At 42.6% G+C, this 23,996-nt stretch carries 17 protein-coding genes; 14 read left to right on the top strand and 3 right to left on the bottom strand.

The window, feature by feature from the left end; genetic code table 11:
• Window positions 1-2 precede the first annotated feature (2 nt).
• The 4 genes from FPZ49_RS24965 to FPZ49_RS24950 all read left to right on the top strand — a co-directional run bounded on the left by FPZ49_RS24965 (window position 3) and on the right by FPZ49_RS24950 (window position 4,251).
• Window positions 3-671: an ERF family protein gene (locus tag FPZ49_RS24965; protein ID WP_144852284.1), complete on the top strand. Its 669-nt coding sequence runs from the start codon at window positions 3-5 to the stop codon at window positions 669-671.
• 91 nt (window positions 672-762) lie between these two features.
• Window positions 763-1,320, top strand: a complete 558-nt coding sequence (locus FPZ49_RS24960) for an HNH endonuclease (RefSeq protein ID WP_144852282.1) — start codon at window positions 763-765, stop codon at window positions 1,318-1,320.
• A 313-nt stretch (window positions 1,321-1,633) separates the two neighbouring features.
• Complete coding sequence (locus tag FPZ49_RS24955) at window positions 1,634-2,338, top strand: hypothetical protein (RefSeq protein WP_144852279.1); 705 nt, start codon at window positions 1,634-1,636, stop codon at window positions 2,336-2,338.
• 1,724 nt (window positions 2,339-4,062) lie between these two features.
• Entirely contained in the window at window positions 4,063-4,251 is a 189-nt protein-coding gene (locus FPZ49_RS24950; protein ID WP_144852276.1) for a hypothetical protein, read from the top strand.
• 403 nt (window positions 4,252-4,654) lie between these two features.
• Here the strand turns inward: FPZ49_RS24950 and FPZ49_RS24945 are convergent, their stop codons facing one another.
• Both FPZ49_RS24945 and FPZ49_RS24940 read right to left on the bottom strand, forming a co-directional pair.
• Window positions 4,655-6,685, bottom strand: a complete 2,031-nt coding sequence (locus tag FPZ49_RS24945) for an exo-alpha-sialidase (protein ID WP_186446073.1) — start codon at window positions 6,683-6,685, stop codon at window positions 4,655-4,657.
• A 19-nt stretch (window positions 6,686-6,704) separates the two neighbouring features.
• The gene (locus FPZ49_RS24940; protein ID WP_144852273.1) at window positions 6,705-8,450 is read right to left on the bottom strand and encodes a right-handed parallel beta-helix repeat-containing protein; all 1,746 of its coding nucleotides are present in this window, start codon (window positions 8,448-8,450) and stop codon (window positions 6,705-6,707) included.
• Between the two features lie 1,284 nt (window positions 8,451-9,734).
• On the opposite strand from FPZ49_RS24940, the gene FPZ49_RS24935 reads away from it, so the two are divergent.
• Window positions 9,735-9,929, top strand: a complete 195-nt coding sequence (locus tag FPZ49_RS24935) for a hypothetical protein (RefSeq protein WP_144852270.1) — start codon at window positions 9,735-9,737, stop codon at window positions 9,927-9,929.
• 368 nt (window positions 9,930-10,297) lie between these two features.
• Here FPZ49_RS24935 and FPZ49_RS24930 read toward each other — a convergent pair whose 3' ends face one another.
• Window positions 10,298-12,577, bottom strand: coding sequence for a helix-turn-helix domain-containing protein (locus tag FPZ49_RS24930; protein ID WP_144852266.1), 2,280 nt, complete (start codon window positions 12,575-12,577; stop codon window positions 10,298-10,300).
• Window positions 12,578-12,782: 205 nt separating this feature from the next.
• On the opposite strand from FPZ49_RS24930, the gene FPZ49_RS24925 reads away from it, so the two are divergent.
• From FPZ49_RS24925 to FPZ49_RS24885, 9 genes are all read left to right on the top strand, one after another.
• Complete coding sequence (locus tag FPZ49_RS24925; protein ID WP_144852264.1) at window positions 12,783-13,745, top strand: ABC transporter permease; 963 nt, start codon at window positions 12,783-12,785, stop codon at window positions 13,743-13,745.
• 12 nt (window positions 13,746-13,757) lie between these two features.
• Complete coding sequence (locus FPZ49_RS24920; protein ID WP_144852261.1) at window positions 13,758-14,639, top strand: carbohydrate ABC transporter permease; 882 nt, start codon at window positions 13,758-13,760, stop codon at window positions 14,637-14,639.
• Window positions 14,640-14,712: 73 nt separating this feature from the next.
• The gene (locus tag FPZ49_RS24915) at window positions 14,713-16,305 is read left to right on the top strand and encodes an extracellular solute-binding protein (protein WP_144852259.1); all 1,593 of its coding nucleotides are present in this window, start codon (window positions 14,713-14,715) and stop codon (window positions 16,303-16,305) included.
• 65 nt (window positions 16,306-16,370) lie between these two features.
• Window positions 16,371-17,915, top strand: coding sequence for a hypothetical protein (locus FPZ49_RS24910; RefSeq protein WP_144852256.1), 1,545 nt, complete (start codon window positions 16,371-16,373; stop codon window positions 17,913-17,915).
• Window positions 17,902-20,826, top strand: a complete 2,925-nt coding sequence (locus tag FPZ49_RS24905) for a hypothetical protein (protein ID WP_144852253.1) — start codon at window positions 17,902-17,904, stop codon at window positions 20,824-20,826. The genes FPZ49_RS24910 and FPZ49_RS24905 overlap by 14 nt, the downstream gene beginning before the upstream one ends.
• A gap of 26 nt (window positions 20,827-20,852) precedes the next feature.
• The gene (mgrA, locus tag FPZ49_RS24900) at window positions 20,853-21,845 is read left to right on the top strand and encodes an L-glyceraldehyde 3-phosphate reductase (RefSeq protein ID WP_144852251.1); all 993 of its coding nucleotides are present in this window, start codon (window positions 20,853-20,855) and stop codon (window positions 21,843-21,845) included.
• 22 nt (window positions 21,846-21,867) lie between these two features.
• Entirely contained in the window at window positions 21,868-22,848 is a 981-nt protein-coding gene (locus FPZ49_RS24895) for a Gfo/Idh/MocA family protein (protein ID WP_144852248.1), read from the top strand.
• Window positions 22,849-22,853: 5 nt separating this feature from the next.
• Window positions 22,854-23,255 carry a cupin domain-containing protein gene (locus tag FPZ49_RS24890; RefSeq protein ID WP_144852245.1) on the top strand — a complete coding sequence of 134 codons (402 nt, stop codon included), beginning with the start codon at window positions 22,854-22,856 and terminating at the stop codon, window positions 23,253-23,255.
• Entirely contained in the window at window positions 23,252-23,854 is a 603-nt protein-coding gene (locus tag FPZ49_RS24885) for a DUF1349 domain-containing protein (protein WP_144852242.1), read from the top strand. Before FPZ49_RS24890 ends, FPZ49_RS24885 begins: the two co-directional genes overlap by 4 nt.
• Window positions 23,855-23,996: the final 142 nt, after the last annotated feature.

The following is a 23,996-nucleotide window of genomic DNA, read 5'->3' as shown; positions in this document are numbered from 1 at the left end:
AAATGAACAAAAGTGAATCCATCTCAAACTTGGCAGCAGCACTGGCTAATTTTCAAGCTGAGGTCCAAAACCCAAAAAACACATCAATAAATACCCAGTTTAATAGCAAATACGCCACTTTAGATGAAGTTCTTAATACGGTACGTCCCACACTGGGGAAGTATGGTTTATCCTTTATTCAATCCACAGGATCCATAGAGGACAAGATTCTTATTCGAACTCTGTTGTTTCATGAGAGTGGAGAATGGCTAGAAAGTGATCCCCTTATGTTACCTGGGTATCAACAACATAAGGACCGAGGTCAAAAGAAATTTAACGCACAAGGAGCAGGTAGCGCCATTACTTATGCGAGGCGATACAGCCTATCCGCCATTTTAGGAATCAGTTCGGAAAATGATGATGATGGAAATGAAGCGTCCAATCAAAATTTGGATACGGATTCCTCAGAGCATCTGATAACGCCAAACCAGCTCATGCTATTAAAAGTCCGTATTGCAGAACTCGAATCCATTGGAGGGGATAGAGAGACCATTATCAATTCTCTTAAAGGCAAGGTCGGGGATTTCAGTGAGTTCAGTCAAATGAGTACGGACCAAGCCGAGCTCTCAATTGGCATCTTAGGAGGATGGGTGAAGAAAAAGAAGCAACAACGGGAGCCAGCGCATGTTTAACTGCATTCCTTTGGGGAGGTGATGTTTTTAGCGAAAGAGTTCTCTAACAAAAATTCAAACGACTCTCATGGAAAGGTGGTGGCTATGGAGTATGGCGTTCAAAAAGAAAATAAAGAATGTTGCACCTTGGCACCAAAATATCTTAAGTCACCACCATCCCAAATTATCTGCAAAAGATAGAGGAGAGTTCCCTCTTACCGTCATTGAGGAGCTAATTATAGAGGCTGAAGGAAAGTGTCAGAGCTGCTTTGCTAAGCGAGATACCATCACACATCACGTAATGCCCCGCGGGAGACAGGGTCGAGGGGTTAAAACCAATGGGCTTCGTTGCTGCATCATCTGTCACGATCAAATCCATCGAAACGAAGTTCAGCTTCAACACTGGATTCATGTATATCAGCAGCGCTATGGTGCTCACTTTTGGTTTGATGAAGAGGATTGGGATGAGTATAACAGAAAGCAAGCGGTGGAGCGGGAAACAGAAAAGTGGAAGAATCAACAATTAATGAAACTAAAGCCCATCATAGACACTTTGTCCAAGGCCACCAGTCGCGACCTTCAAGTAAATGAGATAGATTTTCTTCTTTCTCTGAACAAAAAAGAGATCACAATTCTCGTTAATATGATGCAAGATATCGCCAAGCTCTAACGATGTCTTGCCGGTACTGTTCTGAAAGGAGGTGACTATATGGTAAAAATCGTAATCGGTTTGGCTCTTATTGCATTCAGTATGATTAAAATCTTTTAGTTCAGTTTATCGTTTAAGTGGAGAGTAAATCAGGATGATAGCTATTCAAATGCCCAGGTTCAACCCCTTCAACGTCACCGTAAATACATCTGCGAACATATATTCCAGCCGCCATCACATTATTTTAAAATCGTAGCTACTGGGCAGTTAGCTTTTTGATTCAACATGCTAAGTTCCAAGAGGCTCTTTTATTAATAACTGAGGTGATGATGGAATGAAGAAATATATAGCCAATGTAATTGTAAACGGGAAGCTAGAATATGACCAAGAGATGCCTGATACTTGTCAGTTCACTTATGAGGGCTTGCAAAAACATATGGAGGATATTTCTACAAATGAGGGTATCCGCTTAATCTATAACAGCATTCTTTTCAAGTATCTACGTGAACAACGCTATGTAAGTTTTAATAAAGGATGTCATTTAGCCCAATTTAAAGTCAAGCCGGGTTATCATCCGAAAAAAATTTTTGATGCAGCAGCACATCACTCGTTTAGAGCTTATGTTACTGCAGCTATAAATTTTCGTGGAATGGAGCTAAATACTGAGTCTGCTAACACTTTATTGCACCCGAAGTCAAAGACCATTCAAAATTTCCCTTATCCGGCTATATTACGGATTTCCAAAGATGACGTACGCATCATGTCAGTTCCTCCAATAGACCCCAGCCCCACACAGGATACCATGTATATAGCTCGCTGTAGCCACTTTAACGTTAGATCATCACAAAGAAATGGTATCACCGTAAATTATGAGTCGCATACATTTGAGCCATTTTTAATGAGCGTAGTACAAGAGTTGGGAGTATCCTTCTCCATTCATCAAATTCAAGATGTGGGTGCTGTAGAGATTGTCATTAGTGACCCCACAGATATCGAATTTATCCTTCAGGTTGGAAGTGCGATCGAGAAGCATATCTAGCTTAATTCACAATGTGGCAGGGACGATTTATGTTCTTGCCTCCTAGATTAAAATGGGAGGAATATAAAAATGTTTGTGATATCCAACAATTCCCGAGAAGAGATAATCAAAGCACAGAAGGAAATATGTATCATGGTGGAATTAATACTTTCACTGCGTGAAGAAAATACTTCCCTTAAACATCAACTAAATCAGGCACTACTTGAGGTTGCAAGATTAACAAGGGGCAGAAGTAAGAACCTAGAACTAATTCACAATGGGGAATAATAAACGTATTAGCGGTTAGCGGTTTCTCAAACAACACCGTCTTCTTAACATTAATCAAACTAAGAAAAGCTTTTAAAATCCCGGTGTGCCGCATATCGGTTGCCGGGATTTTTTTGCTAGATGACTTCAACGAATGGGTGTATATCGGGTATCCGATGGTTTCACATACGGTGAATTTGCAGCGCTGATGCCTTTTTTAAAGCGCAAACCCCGGAGGGGCTGGAAGCCGTGCGGTAAAAGGTGGCTGCGGTCAGTACTAAGAATTATGGTGGTGTTCAGAATTTTTGGCTTAATGGCGCTGGGGGGACACTGCACGTCATTGATGCAATTACCGATTTGGTCAAGGGGTAACTGCAGGAATAATAGGCGTATCATTTATGGTCGGGGAGCTCGGGATTATGAATGTGATGCTGCTTAAGTGAAGAATAAACGCGGTGATCGGCATACGCAAAGCATTCGGGGACCAGTGGTGGAATATTTTGCTCAGTTTAGTCGGGGCGTTCGGATCGCTTTATCTGCTGCATCGGTTTTCCTGGTACATTTCGACAGTGTCCCCGATAACCTTGGTTGGCAGCTGTCGGCTGTTTTGGAGGTGTCCGTTTTTTTAGGTTGCTAACAAAGTACGGTAATTTTTCGCATATATTGAGTCATCGAATTTTATGGGCGGTGGTGCGTTTGTTACATTTAATTAAACTCATAGTTTTCTCGATGCTTACTATTATTTTCTTCAAATTTATATTCGACGCCCTGTACAGCCTTGCGATACTAATGGGTATTGATTCATCGGCTACTCGAAACAAACTCATACTAAAGGGGCAAGCGGAGCTATGGGCGATCAAATATACTATTGTATCTCTTTGCGCGCTTATTGGAGTAGTTTATTTGACACTTAAGAAATAAGGATAATTAAAAGAAACTGCATCCAAAGCGAAGTGACAACAAAAGGACAAATGTAAGAACAACTAGGAGTGAGCATCGATTATTCAGTGTACTCAGCAGTAAGGTACGGACACCATCTGCCATCAATTTATTGCACCCGAAGTCGAAGACCATTAAAAATTTCCCTTATCAGACTATACTACGGATTCCAAAGGTGACGTACGCATCATGTCAGTTCCCCCAATAGATCCCAGCCCCACACAGGATACCATGTACATAGCTCGCTGTAGCCACTTTAACGTTAGATCATCACAAAGAAATGGTATCACCGTAAATTATGAGTCCCATACATTTGATCCCTTTTTAATGAGTGTAGTACAAGAGTTGGGGGTATACTTCTCCATTCATCAGATTCAAGGTGTGGGTGCTGTAGAGGTTGTCATTAGTGATCCCACCGATATTGAATTTATCCTTCAAGTTGGAAGTGCGATCGAGAAGCATATTTAACTTAATTCACAATGGGGCAAGGACGATTTATGTTCTTGCCTCCTAGATTAAAATGAAGGAGGAATATAAAAATGTTTGTGATATCCAATAATTCCCGAAAAGAGATAATTAAAGCTCAGAAAGAAATAAACATCATGGTGCAATTAATACTTTCATTGCGTGAGGAAAATACTTCCCTTAAAAATCAACTAAATCATGTGCTACTTGAGGTTGCAAAACTAACAAAGGCAGAAAATGCAGTAGAAGAAACTCAAAGCTAAGTTGCACCTATATGCTTGGCCTTAAGTCTCTTGTTCCTGTTTCAGCCTCGGCCTTCCATTGCGCTTGAAGTTGTTCGTTTATCTGGCACTGCGGCAGCCCGTGATAAAATCATAAAGAATAAACTTTTAGAATACCGGTGTGCTGGTGTTCACTCTTCCAGTCTCCAATTTTTTCCGAATTATAAAGAAAACTACTCTATAGGGGACTGTTGACAAACGGCAATTCATCTCTGGGTGCGCTTTATTTAGCAGTGGACTTTGTCAACAGTCCCATAGGACAGACTTTTTTACGTGACTATTCTATAGGGTACTTTTTATAAAACGTACAAACTAACTAAATTTTAAGAGAATGCCCTTTTGACTATTCAGTATTGCCTTTATGTTTGCAGTTGCCTTTACTTTTTTAACTATCCCATTCGCCATATTTAACCTCGTATACTTTGCCACCGCCACCGGCCGCTGAAATAGCATATATCTTAGTACTATTTAAAGTACCAATTACATTCATTAATTGTGTATATGGAATAACGTTAGTTGAATCAAAAGTAAATGTTTTAATCTTTGCTGAAACGTCTATTTCATCAATAAAAGCTCTCATACTTCCTTTCCAATATTCAAATCTATATTCATGAACCTCAGTACTGGGATTAGGAATGTTAAAATTGGAATACACAGAAATGATTCCATAACCCACCCCTCCAATAATGGCCGCAGCTATAGGGGCTCGCAGTTGGTTACTAATTGTTCCTTTATAGGAAATGGAAAAGTTTGGTTTTACTGATGTTATGGAAATTCCAAAAGAATTTCCTAACTTATTGTACTTGATACTATTTGAATCAGTTTCTAAACTGTCATAACCTGTATCTGTAATGGTATTTATAATACCTGAAAAGGCAGCGCTTTTATCAATAGTAACATTATCATTTTCTGCTTTATATTGTTTTGTCCAGAGTAAGGTCCCACTTGGAGGTGTAACATTACTACCTGGAATTTGAGAGACTGAATATTTTAACGAATTAATTTCAGACAATAACTTACTGATTAAAGAGTCAATGTATTTGCCACTGTATCCAAACACAGGTGAAGAAGTGTGATCTCGATTCTTATAAGAGATATATCCTAGATTACCTCTTGCAAAATAATAATTTACAGCATTTGCTAGAATTTCACTTGCATCCATGTACACTAACAATACCCTATTTTTATCGTCTATTGAGATACAAGGGGAATGGAAATCGCCACTATTTGTTGCGTTTGCACAAAGAACCGTTTCTTTTAAAGTAAATTTATCATTAAAGGCATTTTCAGTAGTTGCGGTATAATGATACAAAATACCCGTTTGACCTGTATTTACATTATCAATCGTAGTAAAAAGTCTTGAAGCTGTGAATACTTCTACCATTCCATCATGGACAACTGCCGTTGCACCCGAAGCGTTCATTTTTAATATAGAAGTGGAATCAACATAATCTGTCCAAGTTGCTCCATTATCAGTAGAATAAGATATTAGGGCGGGATCAACTGCTCCCCCTACTGTACCGTAACTCATTCCACTTGTTGATTTTCGTGCAAGGCTTATTAATTTATTTGGTCCGACTTCAATAATACACGGCTCGGCACTTGTAGTACCCGAAGGAACAGTTTTACCAACGGATATAAATCTCCAATTTACCCCCTTATCATCTGAGTACATAATTTTAGCACGTGTTTCCGTTGCTTCTCCAAATCCACAAATCAATCTCCCATTGGATAGTTTAGTGATTCCCCATATATTATAATTACTGCCTAAACTTGGGGTTGATAAAATTGCCCCTTGATCTATCCAAGTAGTTCCACCGTCAACAGAGGTAATTCTATGGTAAATCCCGCTCTTACGTATAAAATACATATACGTTCCGTCATTCAAAACAATAAAATTATTGGAAGATGTAACATCAAATTTTACGGGATTTCCACTGGTATCAACGGCCGAAATAGGTTTAGGAATACTAGCAACTAGGGTGTCTGGATTTATGGTACAAAAATAGAGGGTTAAGGTAGTAAAGACGTGCTGATTTGCTCCGTTTATTAAACAAGCAAAAACTTTTCTAATAGGGTCATATCTCAAGTTGCTAGGGCACCAAGCGTTATAATTTTCAGGTGGTAAAAACAATTCTCCAATGGATTCTAGTTTATAGAGGTCAACATTATTCGCATATCCACCGCCTGTTACTTGAATAGTCACATTTCCTTTCTCGTCAGGGGGAGTATTGTTAATTGATTTCACTGTTTGAGCACTTAATTGATCGATAACGGATTGGTTAGGGAATAAAACATTTCCATTAATAGAACCAATAAATAATTCCTTTGTATCCGTACAAAAACCAAACTCTCCTTCTGCTAAGATAGGTAAATCTGCTTTTAATCCTCTTCGTATGAACATTCTTGCATCCATTTTACTAGCCTCCTAATCATTATACTAAAGTATTGTTTATTGCATGGACCTCATATGCCGCACTTGTGTCGTTTTTTGTAGTATAATAACGGATGGTTTTTAGTAAATTTTCAGCAAAAATGGAGTCTCCTTGTGCTCCAAGTTGAATATCATATTGTCCAGCAGCTTTACCGTTAAATGTATTCCTAAATACTCTCCAATTTTGTGTTCTTGGCCAAATGTAAAGATAGGAATTATTAAAACGATTGTCAAAAATAGAGATGTTAGCCCCTCCGGCAGTAACAATACCTAATATTGAGTTAAAAGTATTATTTTTAACAATATCCCCAACCATTGCATCCCATCCATCTTCCCAGTCAATATCACAACCAGGCATTCTACCTGAGTTACGTGAAAAGGTGTTTCCTGTTATTGTCCAATCTTGCCCACCGGTCATTGCTAAGCCAGTAGAAAAGTTGTCTTCAAATGTAGAATTTTTAATAAAGCATCTTCTAGGAATTCCTAATGTCCTTATAAATACAACGGCTCCGTTGAAATCCGTATCTCCGGATGTAGGGGCGGTATCCTGATACACTACAATTTTTGCATAATAGGCATTTACAGGTTTCTCGTAATTATAATATTGAAAGTTATATTGTTGACCTTCAATAAATTGATAGTTTTTATCATAAAAATAAATGCTATATAACCTAGATCGCAAATATTGATAATCCCAGTAGCCTTGATTATAGCCAAGCATATAATAGCTTCCCAAACGGGATACATCGATAAAGTTAGGAGTTCTAAAATGGAAAGTAATTGTTTTATCATCAAGGTTTCCAAAGCTGTCAATGCTCCCCGGTTCAAAGTTAGAATAAGTGATCCAAGTGTCTCCTGTTCCATCTTTAAAACGTTTAGTTCCTGTTATAACATTAAATCCTGATGACTTACTAAAGGTACAATTTTCAATTCCGGACTTATAACAGTCGACAATTTGTAAAGAAATATTACCTTCATTAGAATTTGCTACAGTTGTAAAATCAGCTTCACCATAAACATTAACGTTGATTAACTTAGTATATTCCACATTATCCATGACAAACATTGTGTAACCAACGCTAATTTTACTACTTAACTCTATGTTGACAGTTGAATCGCTAAAATCAATCAACATATTATCTGGGAGTTTAATAGTGCCTGCATCAGGTGTCACCAAGTAAACTCCCTTTGGGAATACAATTTTTTTATAACCATTTTGGGAAGCAAAACTTAACGCTTTCATAATTCCATTAGTTGTCTCAACAGAATGGGAATTATCGATGGAAATTCCATAGTCCGCAATAGACACATTGTAAATTTGATCTTGTGAAAACGATTCTGTTGCTGGCGGAACCACTTGAACTTGAAAACTTTTTGAATACGTTCTCGTGGTGTCATAGGCAGTGATGGTAACCAAACCTACCGATTTCCCCTCTAGGACTCCATAATTAACCGGACAAACATTAGGGTCGGAAGATTCCCAGATAACCATATTGCTATAATTAATATCATAAGGTATAGGAGTAGCCATAACGGCAAAGTTCTCTCCTATTTCAATGATATCAATACTCTTGTTAATGGAAATACCTGTGGGGGTTCTTATGCTTTGTGATTTAAAACTGCCGCCGTCTATTAAATCCTCGCTCAAATTATCCGTAAAATTTCCACCATCGATTGGTATCTCGATAAAATTTCCACCGTCAATCAATGGTAGCTCAGAAAAGGCAGAAATACCATTAATAGCCAAAACCCCCTTTGGTAAACTTAAGTCTATTAAACAAATCCAACTTATTATTATCTTCGATTATATTTATCCCATTTCCCCTCACCTACTATTTAAGTTTCAATAATAAAGTTAATATATTAAATGGAGAGCTAAAGGAAAATGATTATACAAGTGCCCAATCTAATATGTCCATTTTATTCCTCCAATAGGGGGATGGCACTTAATATACAGATAAATTTGATTCAATATAGTAAAGCAATCCAATAGTCTGAATTGGATTGTTTTTTGATGAAGTCATTATTAAAACTAATGCCGCTAAACCTCCCGCTTCTCATTTTGGCTAAAAGCAATATTTTTCTGATAAATGTGTACAGTACTTTCTTAAATACCTATTCGACTGGTACAACCATCCTAAGAGCCTCGGCACATGTGCGTATAACCATTTTGAAAAATATTGGGTACGAAGCAAACGAGGGCAAACCTCACCAAGGAAATGATTAGTGTTTAATTCGGCACTAGTGGGGTTTATGAAGTCTTTAGAAGCGCCTTAAGATTAAGATAAAATAAAAAGCCTCCTGGATTGATATGCTCCCCCTTTAGATAAATTATTTCGCCTGTCTACCTAAAGGGGGCATATGGGTGGCTCTTGCTCATATCAGTTCTTATACAGCCCTTCAACGGCTCTCAGACTGTCTCTGTCACTTGTGTAACTTCCTGCTTCCGTTGATTAAATTCGCGGAAAAGTGAACCTTTGCTAACACCTGTCATTTGCTCAATTTGAGCTACCGTAAATTCTCCAGTTTGATTGTTTTGTCTAACTTCTTTTTATCCGTTGAACGTGCCTGCCTTTTTTAATGCGTCCATTTGTGAATCAAGTGACTGGCCTGCTGTTGACACCTTTGCGTAAGTCCTTATCAAACTATCTTCGAATTACAAAAGATGACTTATCGTATCACGTCAGTTCCGCCAATAGATCCCAACCCCACACAGGACACCATGTATATAGCTCGTTGCAGCCACTTTAACGTTAGATCATCACAAAGAAATGGTATCACCGTAAATTATGAGTCCCATACATTTGATCCATTTTTAATGAGCGTAGTACAAGAGTTGGGGGTATCCTTCTCCATCCAAGACATTCAAGGTGTGGGTGCTGTAGAGATTGTCATTAGTTACCCCGCAGATATCGAATTTATCCTTCAGGTTGGAAGTGCGATAGAGAAGCATATTTAACATAATTTACAATGGGGCAAGTACGATTTATTGTTCTTGCCTCCTAAATCAAAATATGGGAGGAAGACAAAAATGTTTGTGATATCCAATAATTCCCGGGAAGAAATAATCAAAGCACAGAAGGAAATATGTCTCATGGTGGAATTAATAATTTCACTACGTGAAGAAAATACTTCCCTTAAACATCAACTAAATCATGCGCTATTTGAGGTTGCAAGATTAACAAGGGGAAATAACGCTGGGGAAGAAACCCAATTGGGGTTGTAAATAATCTTAAATCGGATAAACCAAAAGCCTTTGACGCGACTGAACAAGCCAAAAGACAAGAGCTAAAGAGGAATAAATAGCTTTCGGAACACGAGAAATTAACGCTCACTCGAGAACTAATGAAAGCAGAAATTGGTGGCTGAATCGCATAGTATACATCCGATGAGAATTAGAAAGACGACCCGCTCCTCTTGTATAGGCATGATTGAACATCGGAAGGACGGCAGGATTTATTGCCCCACTGCGATAGATCCGCCGTCCTTCCGGCTATTGGTCGAAGCGAATCTTCGTAAAGTACTTTTAAGCGGCCTTGTCCCAAATTCCATCGGACTAAGGCCGCTTCATTTCGTCCGTAAGTTTTCGGTTTTCTACATGTTGGCTTCCACAAGATCCCGATACTTACCGGGTGTCACCCCTTCGTATTTCTTAAATACGGAAATAAATGTATTCACATTTCCGATGCCTACTTGATTAGCAATTTGGTTAATTCGTAACTGGGGATCACGGATTAATAATTCCTTAGCCCTCATAATGCGGTACTGATTAAGGAAATCTAAGAAGTTAATGCCAAAGCGTTCTTTAAAAAAGCGGCTCACATACTTGGAATTCATATTGAAATTAGATGATATCAGATCCAGCGACAGATCTCGATTGTAGTATTGATAAATATAGGCGCGTAGATCTTCCTCCAATTGTTTATCTTGTGATCCCGATCTGTCACTAAAATAAGCACAAACTTTTTGAAACGTCTTCGTTACATGATCCTTAATTTCGTTTAACGTAAAGGTATCGTTCACGTGCAACAGGTCATACCATTCACCTAGCACCTTTGATTTATGAAGCTGATTTTGGCTGAGTACCTTATCGATAATTCTGATGAGATTGTGACCACATTGCTGAATCTGAGCAAAATTATGATCATCATTCAATTGCGCAAACAGAAGATTCAGGTGTTCAGTTGCTTTCACATCGTCGCCAGCCAGAAGCGCCCAAGTAAGTTGGTTCTCAATGTCCGCCGTTATGGGAACATGCTGAATTGCATCAGAATAATCGGCATAATACAAAATTTGCGGCTTTGCACTCATGCTACGATATTGTAAAACTGAGGTCGCTTCTTTGTAGGACTGATCGATACGGTGCAAGCTTTGATAGAAATTTCCAACCCCGATCCAAATACGTGTCTGTACTTCTTCACTTAATCGATCTCGAATGAGCTCCAAATGCTGCCTCAACGGGACCTCATTCTGGAAGTTGGCTAAAATGGAGATCGTGCTTCCGCCCGTATTCGTTAATAAGGCTACGATTTCGTTGTGCCCGGTGAGCAAGCTCTCTACTACATCGATGGCATGGTTCTTTATATAGCTTTCCTGCGAATATGGCTCGAAGGCTAGATCTTCCGTTACCACTCGAATAACAATAACCGTAAATAAGGAATACACGAAAAGTGTCTCGAGCTTATCCGTCTTCTCTGTTTTTTTTACATCATCACCTAAGATAATTGATTTTACATAATAATCCTTCAACAGCTTTTGGTTGATTTCTGAGCTTTTCTCCAGCATCTGATGATCGCTCATCACTAAGCGCAAATGCTGCAAGATGATCTGGAACTCGTCCTTCCTCGAAGTAGGTACGCTGTTTAAGCGTGAATCGGCTTTAAAAATGTTCATAATTTCATAAACCGGTTTCGTGAAATTATGCGCAATGACGACGGCCAATACGACCCCGACTACCAGCAGAATGACACAAATGAGCAAGGTTAAAAATCGAATCGAGTCCGCTTGCTGAGAGGTTTGATGAATGGACGTTAAAACTATGTATTTCCAGTCGATCACCTTTGAATGGATAGCGGATAACGAAATATCTCCCTGCTTGATATTCATAAATTCAGCTCCGGTATCCGGTAAATGATCGTTCAAAAGCTTCGTAGTTTCATGGATTGACGGAGAGTTCTTCGATAGTTTGGAAAAAGCGATCGTTTGCGCGTCTTCGTTAGTAATTAGAATCTGACTCTGGTCGGCGGAACCATGCAAGGATTGGGTGATGATGGATTGAAGCTTATCGGAATTGACGAGAACGAATAATGTCCCGTCCGTTCTTTGATTATACAAAGGGAACGAAGTAAGGAAGGTAACCATTTTTTTGGGATCATGATCTTTATATCTGATATTTCCGGTAGGAATGACCGAGAAATCGTTGTGCGAAGACGAATCGAGCTTCGTTATCGGTGATGGATCCTCATATTGATAAAAATGCTCGAAGAAATAATCGGCTTGATATAGCCCGTCGGAACGTATCACTTGATTCGTTTCAGGATAGTAAACAAAAATATCGTCGATAAACTTGTCCGTGTTCGCGATTCGCGACAACAGGGTAATCGCTTCCTGCAGCTTGTTGTAATCTTTAGCGGACCCATTCAGATTCAACACAGTCTGGTACATCATATTCTTGGTATTTGTTAATTGCTGATCCAGCGTATCGGACATATTGCTTAGGATAAGCGCATTATTGCGTTGAGCTTCCTTCTGTATCGAGCTTGAAAACACAAGATAGGATAGCGAGCCTAGTCCCAAAATCGGAATGAGGATCACGAGAATGTAGGATAACAAAAATTTGTAAAAAACATTTGACATCTTTAATCGTTTTATCATGATTCTTCACCTCATTCTAAGCTAGGCATTATGAAATAACGAGATAGCCGGAAAAAACGTGATTTCGCGTAAATACCTGCACTCCATGAATTTACAAGATGATTGGAAAATCGGATATTTACTTTTTTCGTATCCGCTTTCATGATTAAGAACAAGAAATAAAATACGGCTTTAATAATAGATGGAGGGAAGGAGCGAGTAAAGGATGCCGGAAGTGAATATTCCGATAAGTACAACGAGGACGCATCCTCAAATCAAATTAACGAAGCTAATTGCAAAAATAATCCGAGACCGTTATTTGCTTCTCATGCTGTTGCCTGGTTTGGTTTATTTTCTAATCTTCAAATATGGCCCCATGTACGGGATCGTTATTGCTTTCAAAAATTATAGCATATTCCGTGGTATTTCGGGGAGTCCATGGGTGGGGCTGGATAACTTTGTGCAATTTTTTCAAAGCCCGGAAGCCCCGATATTAATTCGTAATACCTTTTTAATCAGTTTCTATAATATTTTGTTTGGTTTCCCTGCTCCTATTTTATTGGCGATAGCGTTTAACGAATTAACCGGGAAATACGTAAAACGAATTACGCAATCCGTCACCTTTCTGCCTCACTTCATTTCTACCGTCGTCATCGCAGGATTAGTGGTAAACTTTCTTTCTCCGGAAACCGGTATCATCAACAAGCTGCTGCATACTTTGTTCGGCGTAAGTCCGATCAATTTCATGATGGATCCTCAATATTTCCGACCGGTTTATGTCTTGATGAATATTTGGAAAGATATCGGATGGGGTTCTATCATTTATTTAGCGGCCTTGACGGGAATTAGCTCCGAGCTGTATGAATCGGCCAAGCTAGATGGTGCTAACCGATGGCGCCAGACGTGGCACATCACGTTGCCAGGAATTCTTCCAACCATTGTGATTATGCTTGTGTTGCAAATTGGTCGTTTAATGGAGGTGGGGGCGGAGTCTATTATCCTCTTATATAATCCTTCCACCTATGACACTGCCGATGTTCTAAGTACTTATGTATATCGGCGGGGGCTTGTCGGAACCGATTACAGCTTTGCAGCGGCCGTGGATTTATTTAATTCCGTGGTCGGAATTGTATTGATTTTGATTGCGAATCGGATCAGCCGTAAAGTTACTGATCACAGTCTATGGTAAGGAGCGCAGCTTATGCATACGCGGATAAGTCGGGATGACAAGTTATTTATAGCGGTCAGCGTGACCTTGGTGTTCATTGTTGTTGCAGCCACACTCTATCCTTTCCTATACGTATTCTCATCTTCTATCAGCGATCCGTTAGCTGTGCTTCAAAATAAAGTGTGGTTATGGCCGGTAGGTTTTAGTCTGGCTGCATACCAGAAGCTGCTGCTCTATCCGCAAATCGGTATCGGCTATATGAATACGTTGTTCTATACCACTGTCGGAACGGCAGTCAATATCGTTCTTTCAGCGATGATGGGCTATTCCTTGTCCCGAAAGACCTTAGTATTTCGCAATTTTTTCATTATCTTGGTTACTTTCACATTGATGTTTAGCGGAGGTTTAATCCCTACTTTCTTAATCGTCAAAAATTTAGGCTTGCTTGATACACGCTGGGCGTTAATCTTACCTACGGCGATAAGCGCTTGGAATTTACTGCTGTTAAAGACGTTCTTTGAGAATATCCCGAAAGAATTGGAAGAGGCGGCCATCATAGACGGCTGTACGGATATGCAGGTGTTATATCGAATCATGGTTCCCTTGTCAATGCCGGCGCTTGCAACTATTACTTTGTTTTACGCCGTAGGACATTGGAACAGTTACTTTAATGCCTTAATCTATCTGAATGATCCACAGCGATTTCCCATTCAAATATTCTTGCGAAATATTGTGATTGGCAGTCAAACTTCCGGTGCCGTTGATACGACAGGCACATCTGTGGACAATTCGATTATGACCGAATCTTTGAAATACACGATGATTATGATTGTTTCCACTCCAATTATCATCGTATATCCTTTCATTCAGCGCCACTTCGTTAGCGGGATTATGGTCGGCTCCGTGAAAGGCTAAGGAAGGTAATAAAGCGGTAAAACGAATCGCTTTGTTATAGGTTTCATATCTGAACGCAGGAGGTCATATCAAGGTGAAATTATTACGGACAACAAACAGAACAATACTTAGTGTCGCGATGATCACGGCCATTGTCGGCTGTACGTCAAATCAGGCTTCGGGCACCGATGCAGCTTCTTCCAAAGGCACGGATTCCAAAAGCATCGCATCGACGGCAACTAACGAAACTAAATTACCGTTAGCGAATCCGCCGGTTACGATAAACTATATGGTGCTGGATAATCCTACATCTCCTGTAGTGGCAACAGCTCCGGTTATGGCCGAGCTTCAAAAGCGCACCGGCGTGAATTTTAACTTTATCAAAACGGACGATTCGGGTTATGAAGATAAGTTTAAAATTACACTGGCGTCCGGAAAGCTGCCCGATATGATGTATGCAACACCTGTTAACATGAAGCTGTACGGCCCTCAAGGAGCGTTCCTGCCGCTCGATGATTTATTGCAAAAATATGGCCAGAATATTTTATCCGCTATGAAGGATCGGGGCATTTACAATGATATGAAGGCTGCAGATGGCCACATTTACGGACTGCCGAAGATTCGGGAAAGCATAATGGCGAATGCGTTCATGGTTCGTCAAGACTGGTTAGATCAATACGGGATCAAAACTCCAGAGAATTTGGATGAATTCTATACGATGCTGAAGACGATTAAGGAGAAGGACCCGGCCGGGAACGGATCCACGATTCCACTGGGCGTTTTCGGCAACCCGGATACCTTCCATGATATTTACTCCTCGTTTGGAGCGGACTCCACTTTCTTCATCAAAGATGGGAAGATGGTCTACGGGCCTTCCATGCCGCAAATGAAGGATGCGCTGGCTTATGTTCACAAGCTGTATGCCGATAAGCTTATCGATCAGGATTTTAGCGTACTATCCAAAACCCAGTGGCAAGCGAGAGGATCTAGCGGCCAATATGGAGCCCTGATTTATAATGCACAAAGGACGGATTACTTTACGCAAGTGCTTCAAAAACAAAATCCGAAAGCAAAAATGGTAGCTATTGCTCCACTGAAAGGACCAGACGGCAAGCAGGTTGCTGTTCAGCAAAATTTGCTGGGTAACGTAGCGGTGCTTTCTAAAGATACCAAAAATCCAGAGCTCTTGATTAAATTATTTAACTATGTATTTAGCCCAGAGGGTCAAACCTTAATGAGCTATGGAATTAACGGTGATTCTTACGAAATGAAGGACGGCAAGCCCACGTATACGGCGAAAATGTACCAAAAACCGGAGAACACGACATATCAAGACGTGTCTCACGAATACGGCATGTTCGGTTGGGTCATTCCGGTAAATCCCACTCCGAAAATCGATGAGGAGCTGTATAAAGGAACCTTAACCGGTGATGCGGTGAAATTGCAGAACAGTTATTATCTGAATACGTTCCCTTATCCTACACTGTCGTTTACCGACCAAGAAAATGTTGCATTAAAAAGCAAGCTCACTTCTATTAAGGACTTAACCAATCAATATCAAATGAAATTTATTACCGGTCAAGATACGCTGGATCATTGGGACGATTTTATTAACAAATTAAAGACAGCAGGATTGGATGACGTAACCAAAATTTACAACGACGCTTATGCCCGTTATCTAAAATAAACAATAGAAAAGGAACCGTAAAAGAGAGCACAGTGGTGCTCTCTTTAATGGTAAAGGAGAATTCGATGAAACTCCACTGGCTTCCTTTAACTCTGGATGATGATTATATCCGGGATGCAATTGCACTAGCAAAACGATACGGAGGTATAGAGGCATTTCATCTAAGCCACCGATTGGTGCATGATGCCGACGATATTATGCATGATTCCGTTCGACTGCAGAAAGTACGGGATGTTACCCGGTTGCTGCAAAGCGAAGGCTTCGCTGTTTGGAGCTGGACGCATGAATATTTGAACCCCCCGTCAAACTGCTTGGTGAACGGAAAATTAAACCTCGATCATCCAGAACTGCGGGAACATTTAGAAAATAAGTATCGAACCTTTTTCCAAGAGCTTCTGCCTGGGCTGGAAGGGCTTGTATTAACGTTCGCTGAAACGCAGTATGAAGTGTACAAACCGACAAATGTGATCTCAGCTTTTACGGGTGAATCCGCAGCTGCCCAAAGGACAAAACAGCTGGTTGATGCGATGCAGGGGATATGCGAGGTTAATAACGCGAAGCTGGCCATTCGTGATTTCGTGTATCGCTTCGATGAGATCACGGAGATGTTGGACGCAATTGTTGGTGTGGACGAAAGGGTAGCCGTGATGAGTAAATGTGTTCCCCACGATTGGCATCCCTACTATCCCGATAATCCGGTTATTGGTAAGGTGGGGGAGAAAGAACAGTGGGTAGAATTCGATTTGGGTCATGAATATGAAATGCAGACGGTGCTCCCTTATGCGGAACCGGAGCTTTTGTTTCGACGAATTCAAGCTGCACACGCTCTGGGAATTCAAACGTTCTGTTTAAGATTGGATCGGTATGACGGTAAAGAAGGAAACAGCGCAATCTATCAGCCATGGGGGCAGCTTGAGCTGCTCGTGTTTTCGAAATGTGCACAGAATCCAAGTATGTCATTGCAAGAGATTGTCTCGGATTGGGAACAGGAACATTTTCCCGGCGCATGGCAGGTGCTTGGGATCGCCACCGAAATCGTAAGGCGTATGCTATTCCCGGAGCAGCTATGGTTAGCCGACCACTCCAATCTCCCCCGTTTCGGGTATGCTCGGGATCATATCAAGGGTGGCAATGCGGATCGTCTTCCAGTCTGGACGTTGTCTCCGAAAGATCAAATGGCTGAAGCTTATTGCGATAAGCCTAGCAAAGAATGGTATCAAATTTTATTGCAAGAAAATGAAAAAACAAGCTTTTACGTCGGCGAGATCGAACGGTTGCTTGAGGATAATCAAATTGATTTATCGAATTATCCTCTGTGGTTTGACGGCTTACATGCACTTAAGAGCTGGGATAGACTGTTTCAACTGTATAAAAAAGCTTACTTTGGCATTCGGTTATATCAGAATGACAAACAAGCCATTACCATAGAGCAGTTGCAAAACGATGTAGATATATTAGAGGAAGCATGCGACTTGTTTCGGGAACATTTCCCCGAATTAATGCTGACGGGTGATGCGGCCTGGAAATTTCACCCTGGGGTCATAGCCAGCCTAAGAGAACAGTTAAAACGGAACGAAACGGGAAGAGGTGAGGAAGATGATCGAGGGTAAGATTGATCCAGGTATTTGTAAGAGAATCGGCAACGATGCAATCGAGCTTGACTTCGGTTCGGAAAGTCATCAGATGATGCCGGTAGCCATTACGAATAAACTGGCAGGCACTGTAGTCCAGCTTATGGATACCGGATTTGCGCTCGTGCTCTTGGAGGGAGACAACCTGATCCAAATCAGCAGCCGGGACATGCGCTGTACGTCCATTGATCAAACGGCGGGAGAATCGATATGCATCGGCATGGTAAGCGACGAGTTCGGAATATTGCTCCTTCTCAATTATTCGGTTACCGGGCATCGGATTCGTCAAACGATGACTGTGCGAAATGAAAGCGGAAGCCGTGTACATATTCGTGAAGTAATCCTACTCCAAGCGAATACGCCGTCAGAGATACGGGGGCAAACATCAAGCCATGACTTGTCCCGAGGAGATGCGGGTTTGCTGGACACTGAACTATTAACGCGGGTAGACGCCCATCCATTATTTATTGACGATCATTTATTTATCGGGATTGATTGGCCGGTAGCGGAGAATTCCGTTCAAGGCCGAATGTTTCGATGTATGCAATTTGTCGGTGAGGATCTGGCCCCTGGAGAAAGCTTTGAATTTCGTCATTTGTCGATCGGAGCCAGTCTGCCTGGGGTATTGCCGCAAACTTTCCTTAGTCATTTGAAAGAGCTTCGGGGGCGCAAAACACGTCGGGCCAGCTTGTATTTTGACTGGCTCGTTCATGCTTCCGAAGGGCTGCATGAGCAAGAATTTGAACAGCTGCTCGATTATTTCGCGCTCTTAAGGGAAGTTTTCGGTATTCATTTTGATCTCTTTTGCGCCGATGACGGTATCTTTGAAACGCGATGGGAAACGACCTTCGACTTGTACCGAATGCAGCATGAATCGCTGTTTCCAAACGGCTTTGCAAAGATGTCAGAACGGATCAAATCCATGGGTATGGAATGCGGAGCATGGCTCGGACCCGATGGCTTCGGAGAAACGAAGGAGGACGAACAGCAGCGTATTGATACGGTAGTGGCTATAATTAAGGAACACGGGATCGGTATTATCAAGCTCGATGTATGCGTATCGGTGCCGCTGGGAAATAACCCCTATCATAACGAACGTTATCTTCGCAAGCTGGAGCGAATGGTGGCTGCCTGCCGTACTGCAAATCCAAATATCATTATTATTAACCATAGAGTTTCAAGCTCTCCATATATTCTAACGTTGCTGGATTCGACGCTATGGATGGGGGCCGAGAGCTATCCCGATCATTTTCTATATAGCGAAGATAAGCCTCGTTTGTTTACCAGGTTCGGCTCATACGGCCGTGGTGAACCAACTTACTATGGAGCTTACAGCGAGCTTCTTGAGGACCATGGAGTTTGTTTTAACGGGTTTTTGGAAGGATGGCGGGAGGAGCTTGCCGTGCAGACGTTCGGCCGCGCACTGATGCTGTCGCCGGAAATATACGGCGCTTTGTTTCTGCTCCCGGATGAGGATTACCCGGAGCTTGCCAGAATGATGAAACTGGCGGAGCAATTCCGTGATTTGATGGCTCATACCATATATGATAGGACGACGGGCGATTTTTATCATTCCGACGGGAAGTCAGCTCTGCTTTGTTTAGTCAACGACAGCTGGGAGACAGTTACTAGAGAGATACGTGTTGGTGGGATGCTCGGACTTCAGCGAGAAGTCGACGCTTATCAGGTGATTCGTCATTATCCGTCCTGCGATACGGCTTCCTACAATTACGCCGCATGGGATGGAAAGCTCCAGGTTCAGATGAGTCCGTTTCAGGTTTGTGTTCTCGAAATTAAGCCGAAAGAAACGAGCGTCACGCCACGGGATGAGGTGCGAATCGTAACTTTGCCGGAAGACCGGATTGATCGTTCCTCTGTCTATTTGGGTCTGTTCGAACAAATGGAACCTGAACTGGATGATATCGCTGCGGCTGAATGGGTACGATTTAGCGTGAGCAGCGATCCGACTGAGGTTCAGGTTATGAATCGTGCCCGACCTTCTCAATTTTCCGAGGTGAACCGCAGTCGTCAATTTTTCCGGGAGAAGCTTCGAAAGGAATGCTATGGGAACTCGTCTAATGCATGGGATGGAGATCCGACTACGGCATGGGGCGACAGCCTGTACTGGAGAGAAACGGATAACGTATGGCGTTTGGATCTAGGGGAGCATCACCGGGCGGCACGTATGGAAGTGATGCTGGCGAATATCGGACCAGGCCCCGTGTTGGATTGGGTGAAGGGAAGGGTGATTCCGCGGACCATCATGTTCGAGGTATCGGCAGACGCAAGGGAATGGCATGCGGTGGAAGCGGTACTCTATTATCGTAGACAGCCTATCGAACCTAGAACAATAGCACATAAGCTAATTGCCGACCTAGCTGAGGTCGATCTTCCTATCCGGTTTATAAGAATGCACATGAACGGCGTGCTAATAGGGGATATCCGGGTACAGACGCGGGAGAATGGTGAATTGCTGGACGTTCCGCGACATCGCTGGAAAGGAAATAACCTCCTGACATCTAAACCGCCCCTTGCTATGTTCAAGAAATCGTTCAACGTTGATGAAGCTTGGGAAGGACGGTATGCCGCCGTATTGGTTGAACTGCCCGAAGATACCAAGGTGTGGTTGAAGCAAGAAATAGCCGGGGCGTGGATACAAACGACGGACGGGAGAAAGTGGCCGCTCACGGATGCTAGCCCCGCATTTCCGTTCAACGGCTGGGAAGGGAATGCTAACCGCAAGGGACACTGCTGGACATTCCGGCTGTCGTTGACGACGGATATGTGCAATTTGCCGCTCACGTTTTGTCTCGCATGGTACGGCGTCAATGAGGAACTGAAGGCTTCGCCGGTTCCTAAGATAAAGGGCTATATCATCGCAGTTAAATAAACCAAGCTCACGGGAGGCAGTAAAAAATGACCTATGTAGCAGATGCTAACCGATATCAATCCATGCAGTACCGCCGCTGCGGAGCAAGCGGCATTCGGTTGCCGGCCGTTTCTCTGGGCTTGTGGCATAATTTCGGAGGAATGGATGTATATGAGAATGGACGGACCATGGTGCGTAAAGCGTTCGATCTGGGGATCACCCATTTCGACTTGGCGAATAATTATGGACCGCCGGCCGGAAGTGCGGAAGAAACGTTCGGAAAGATCCTGAAAGACGATTTGCATGCCTACCGAGACGAATTGATCATTTCGACAAAAGCAGGCTTCTACATGTGGCCCGGACCCTACGGAGAATGGGGCTCTAAGAAAAGTCTGGTATCTAGCCTCGATCAAAGCTTAAAACGTATGGGGCTTGATTACGTCGACATTTTTTATCATCACCGTCCTGACCCGGATACTCCGCTAGAGGAAACGATGTCGGCACTGGATTGGATTGTGCGGCAAGGAAAAGCCCTTTATGTCGGAATTTCAAATTATAAGGCGGAAGAGGCTAAGGAAGCGATATCCATCCTGAAAAGGCTCGGAACTCCTTGTTTGATCCATCAGCCTAGCTATTCGATTCTAAACCGCTGGGCAGAGAACGGACTTCTTGATGTGCTGGATGAGGAAAAAGTCGGCTGCATTGCGTACTCTCCATTGCACAGAGGAATACTGACAGACCGTTATCTAAAAGGTATTCCAAGCGATTCGCGCGCTGCCGGCCAGAGTGTATTTCTGAAGTCTAGTGACTTGACGGACGAAGTTATGAACAAAGTAAGAGTTCTTAACGAAATAGCGGCCGGCCGCGGCCAGAAACTTTCGCAGATGGCCATTTCTTGGGTGCTTCGCAAAGCGCAAGTAAGCTCGGCTTTAATTGGTGCGAGCAAAGTGAGCCAGATCGAGGATGCAGTCGGAGCGCTTGAAAATTTGAAGTTCACTGCTGAAGAACTGGCGGCCATTGATAGTGCGGTGCGAGGATAAGGCATGTCTGGGAGGTCAAACGATGAAGGCGATTTTAGTAGGAATCGGAGAGGCCGGCTTCTCTTGGTATAAACGGCTTCGGAACCAGGATATGATTGCAGCTGTAGTGGAAACAAATGCGGCTTTTCGTAGCAAGCTGGGAAATGATGCTGTTCCGTTCTACAACTCGCTGGAGGAAGCATTCGCAAACGTAGAAGCGGATTTTCTGGTCAATGTTACTCCGCCTATGGTGCATTCGAAGATTAACAACTCTGCATTCGACCGAAACCTTCCCGTGCTTTGCGAAAAGCCGATTTCCTTCGATTGGGAGCAGTCCGTAGAGATCGTTAGTCGTGCTGTTCGGAAGAACATTCCATTCATGATTGCCGAAAATTACAGGCGTGCCGCCCCCGTACGCCAACTGAAGCAGCTCTTGGAACAAGGTCTGATCGGGCGAATATCCACGATCGATATCTTGTTTGCCCGATACCACCAAGTAAAGCGGAATTATACGGTACGGCTGCTGGAGGACATCGGCGTTCATCACCTGGACATGGTTCGTTATTTGACCGGGAAGGAAGGACGAAGTATCTTTGCGCAATTGTACAATCCCATCGGCGGTTGGGAGGAAGAAGGCTCCGTACAGAACGCGCAATTATTTCTTGAGATGGACGGCGGCATCCGGGTAAACTATTCGGGTTCTATTACTTCGAGAGGGACGCAGACGCCATGGGTAGGGAACTGGCGGATCGAGGGGACCGAGGGGGCAATCGAGTTTATCGACCAGAAGATTGGCTTGACGAGGGGCGGGAAGGCGGAACGCTGGGAGGATTTTTCTGACGTTGCAACGACGGATAGTTTGACCGAATTTTTGGCGGCACTAGCCGAGCGACGTGTAGCAGAAACATGCGCAGCCGATTATTTGAATAACGAGACGATTATTTATTTTGCCAAGACTTCAAGTGCTTTAAGGCAGAGTGTTGATATCATTCTACCTAATTTGTCGGCTTCGAAAGGAGTGTAACGGAAATGAAACAATTCAGATTGAACGAGCTGCCGATTTCCTGCGATGGAAAGCATATTCTTGCAGGCATCATGCCTGGAGAGTATCTTGCTTACGGAGGATTGGTATTTGAAAAAGCTGGCTTTCGCGCACATACGAACGATGGACCCGGTGGTACCGATTACCACGTTCATGAAGATTGTGAAGCTTTCGTTATTCTTCAGGGTAAAGGGTTTGTCGAAATTAATAAAACGCAATTTCACCCTACAATCGCGGGAGATGTAATAATCATCGAGCCGGGCGAAGATCATCATCTCACTTCTAGCGAAGAGGATCCTTTGGTAGTAATATGGTGTCATGCCGGTCCGGAGAGAAATGAGAAACAAGTGATAAGCACGAAGTCAATAGAGGGAGATGAAAAAAGTTGAATTCCATTCTATTAACAGGTACGGATATCGGAAGCCCGGCATTGCAGGGAGTTATCGAGCAACTTACAAGCGGCTATCGGATTACGGCAGGCGGTGCCGATATTTGGGGTACGTCAGATGAGTTTCATTTTGCGTATATGCAGTACACCGGGGACTTTGATCTTACGGTCCGCATTGAGGCACTAAGCAGTGCCAATTTGTATACGAAGGCGGGAATCATGGCCCGCGAGTCACTGGAAGCCGATAGCGCCCATGCGTACTTTTTGGTCTTCCCGGATAATCGCCCGAGGAATAAAAACAACGGAGGGTACGAATATCAATATCGCGAGGTGAAGGGCGGGGACAGCGCGGCAATTTATCCTCCCGATTATACCTCGATGCTCCCGAAATTCCCAGTTCAATATCCGCAAACATGGCTACGGCTTGAGCGTAGAGGAAGCCTATTTCAAGCTTGGTATCGTGCGGAAGGCGACGATTGGAAGCTGTTTACGGAGAAGGAGCTCGCAATGAATCCCTCCATTTTATTGGGGCTCGCAGTTACGTCGCACAACAGAGCTGAAACCGCAACGGCACAATTTGTGGACATTAATTTAATATGATGCAGTTTTTCTTTTTTAGTTAGTTACCCCTGAAAAAATCGGGGGATTTTATAGGAAATAAAAAAGGAATTCGCAACCTCCAGATGGAAGTTGTTGTTGTCGAGGCAACAAAAACCATCAAAACGAGGGGCGGAATTCCTAT

It is taken from the genome of Paenibacillus cremeus (assembly GCF_007786445.1).
GTDB classification, from domain to species: Bacteria; Bacillota; Bacilli; order Paenibacillales; family NBRC-103111; genus Paenibacillus_G; species Paenibacillus_G cremeus.
The sequence above is the reverse complement of the archived record's forward strand: the minus strand, read 5'-3'. Positions and strand labels throughout refer to the sequence as shown.

Bases quoted from the DNA above. Each gene is read 5' to 3' on its own strand.
- FPZ49_RS24965 (WP_144852284.1), top strand. From the start codon at position 3: ATGAACAAAAGTGAATCCATCTCAAACTTGGCAGCAGCACTGGCTAAT.
- FPZ49_RS24960 (WP_144852282.1), top strand. From the start codon at position 763: ATGGCGTTCAAAAAGAAAATAAAGAATGTTGCACCTTGGCACCAAAAT.
- FPZ49_RS24955 (WP_144852279.1), top strand. From the start codon at position 1,634: ATGAAGAAATATATAGCCAATGTAATTGTAAACGGGAAGCTAGAATAT.
- FPZ49_RS24950 (WP_144852276.1), top strand. From the start codon at position 4,063: ATGTTTGTGATATCCAATAATTCCCGAAAAGAGATAATTAAAGCTCAG.
- FPZ49_RS24945 (WP_186446073.1), bottom strand. From the start codon at position 6,685: ATGGATGCAAGAATGTTCATACGAAGAGGATTAAAAGCAGATTTACCT.
- FPZ49_RS24935 (WP_144852270.1), top strand. From the start codon at position 9,735: ATGTTTGTGATATCCAATAATTCCCGGGAAGAAATAATCAAAGCACAG.
- FPZ49_RS24930 (WP_144852266.1), bottom strand. From the start codon at position 12,577: ATGATAAAACGATTAAAGATGTCAAATGTTTTTTACAAATTTTTGTTA.
- FPZ49_RS24925 (WP_144852264.1), top strand. From the start codon at position 12,783: ATGCCGGAAGTGAATATTCCGATAAGTACAACGAGGACGCATCCTCAA.
- FPZ49_RS24920 (WP_144852261.1), top strand. From the start codon at position 13,758: ATGCATACGCGGATAAGTCGGGATGACAAGTTATTTATAGCGGTCAGC.
- FPZ49_RS24910 (WP_144852256.1), top strand. From the start codon at position 16,371: ATGAAACTCCACTGGCTTCCTTTAACTCTGGATGATGATTATATCCGG.
- FPZ49_RS24905 (WP_144852253.1), top strand. From the start codon at position 17,902: ATGATCGAGGGTAAGATTGATCCAGGTATTTGTAAGAGAATCGGCAAC.
- mgrA (WP_144852251.1), top strand. From the start codon at position 20,853: ATGACCTATGTAGCAGATGCTAACCGATATCAATCCATGCAGTACCGC.
- FPZ49_RS24895 (WP_144852248.1), top strand. From the start codon at position 21,868: ATGAAGGCGATTTTAGTAGGAATCGGAGAGGCCGGCTTCTCTTGGTAT.
- FPZ49_RS24890 (WP_144852245.1), top strand. From the start codon at position 22,854: ATGAAACAATTCAGATTGAACGAGCTGCCGATTTCCTGCGATGGAAAG.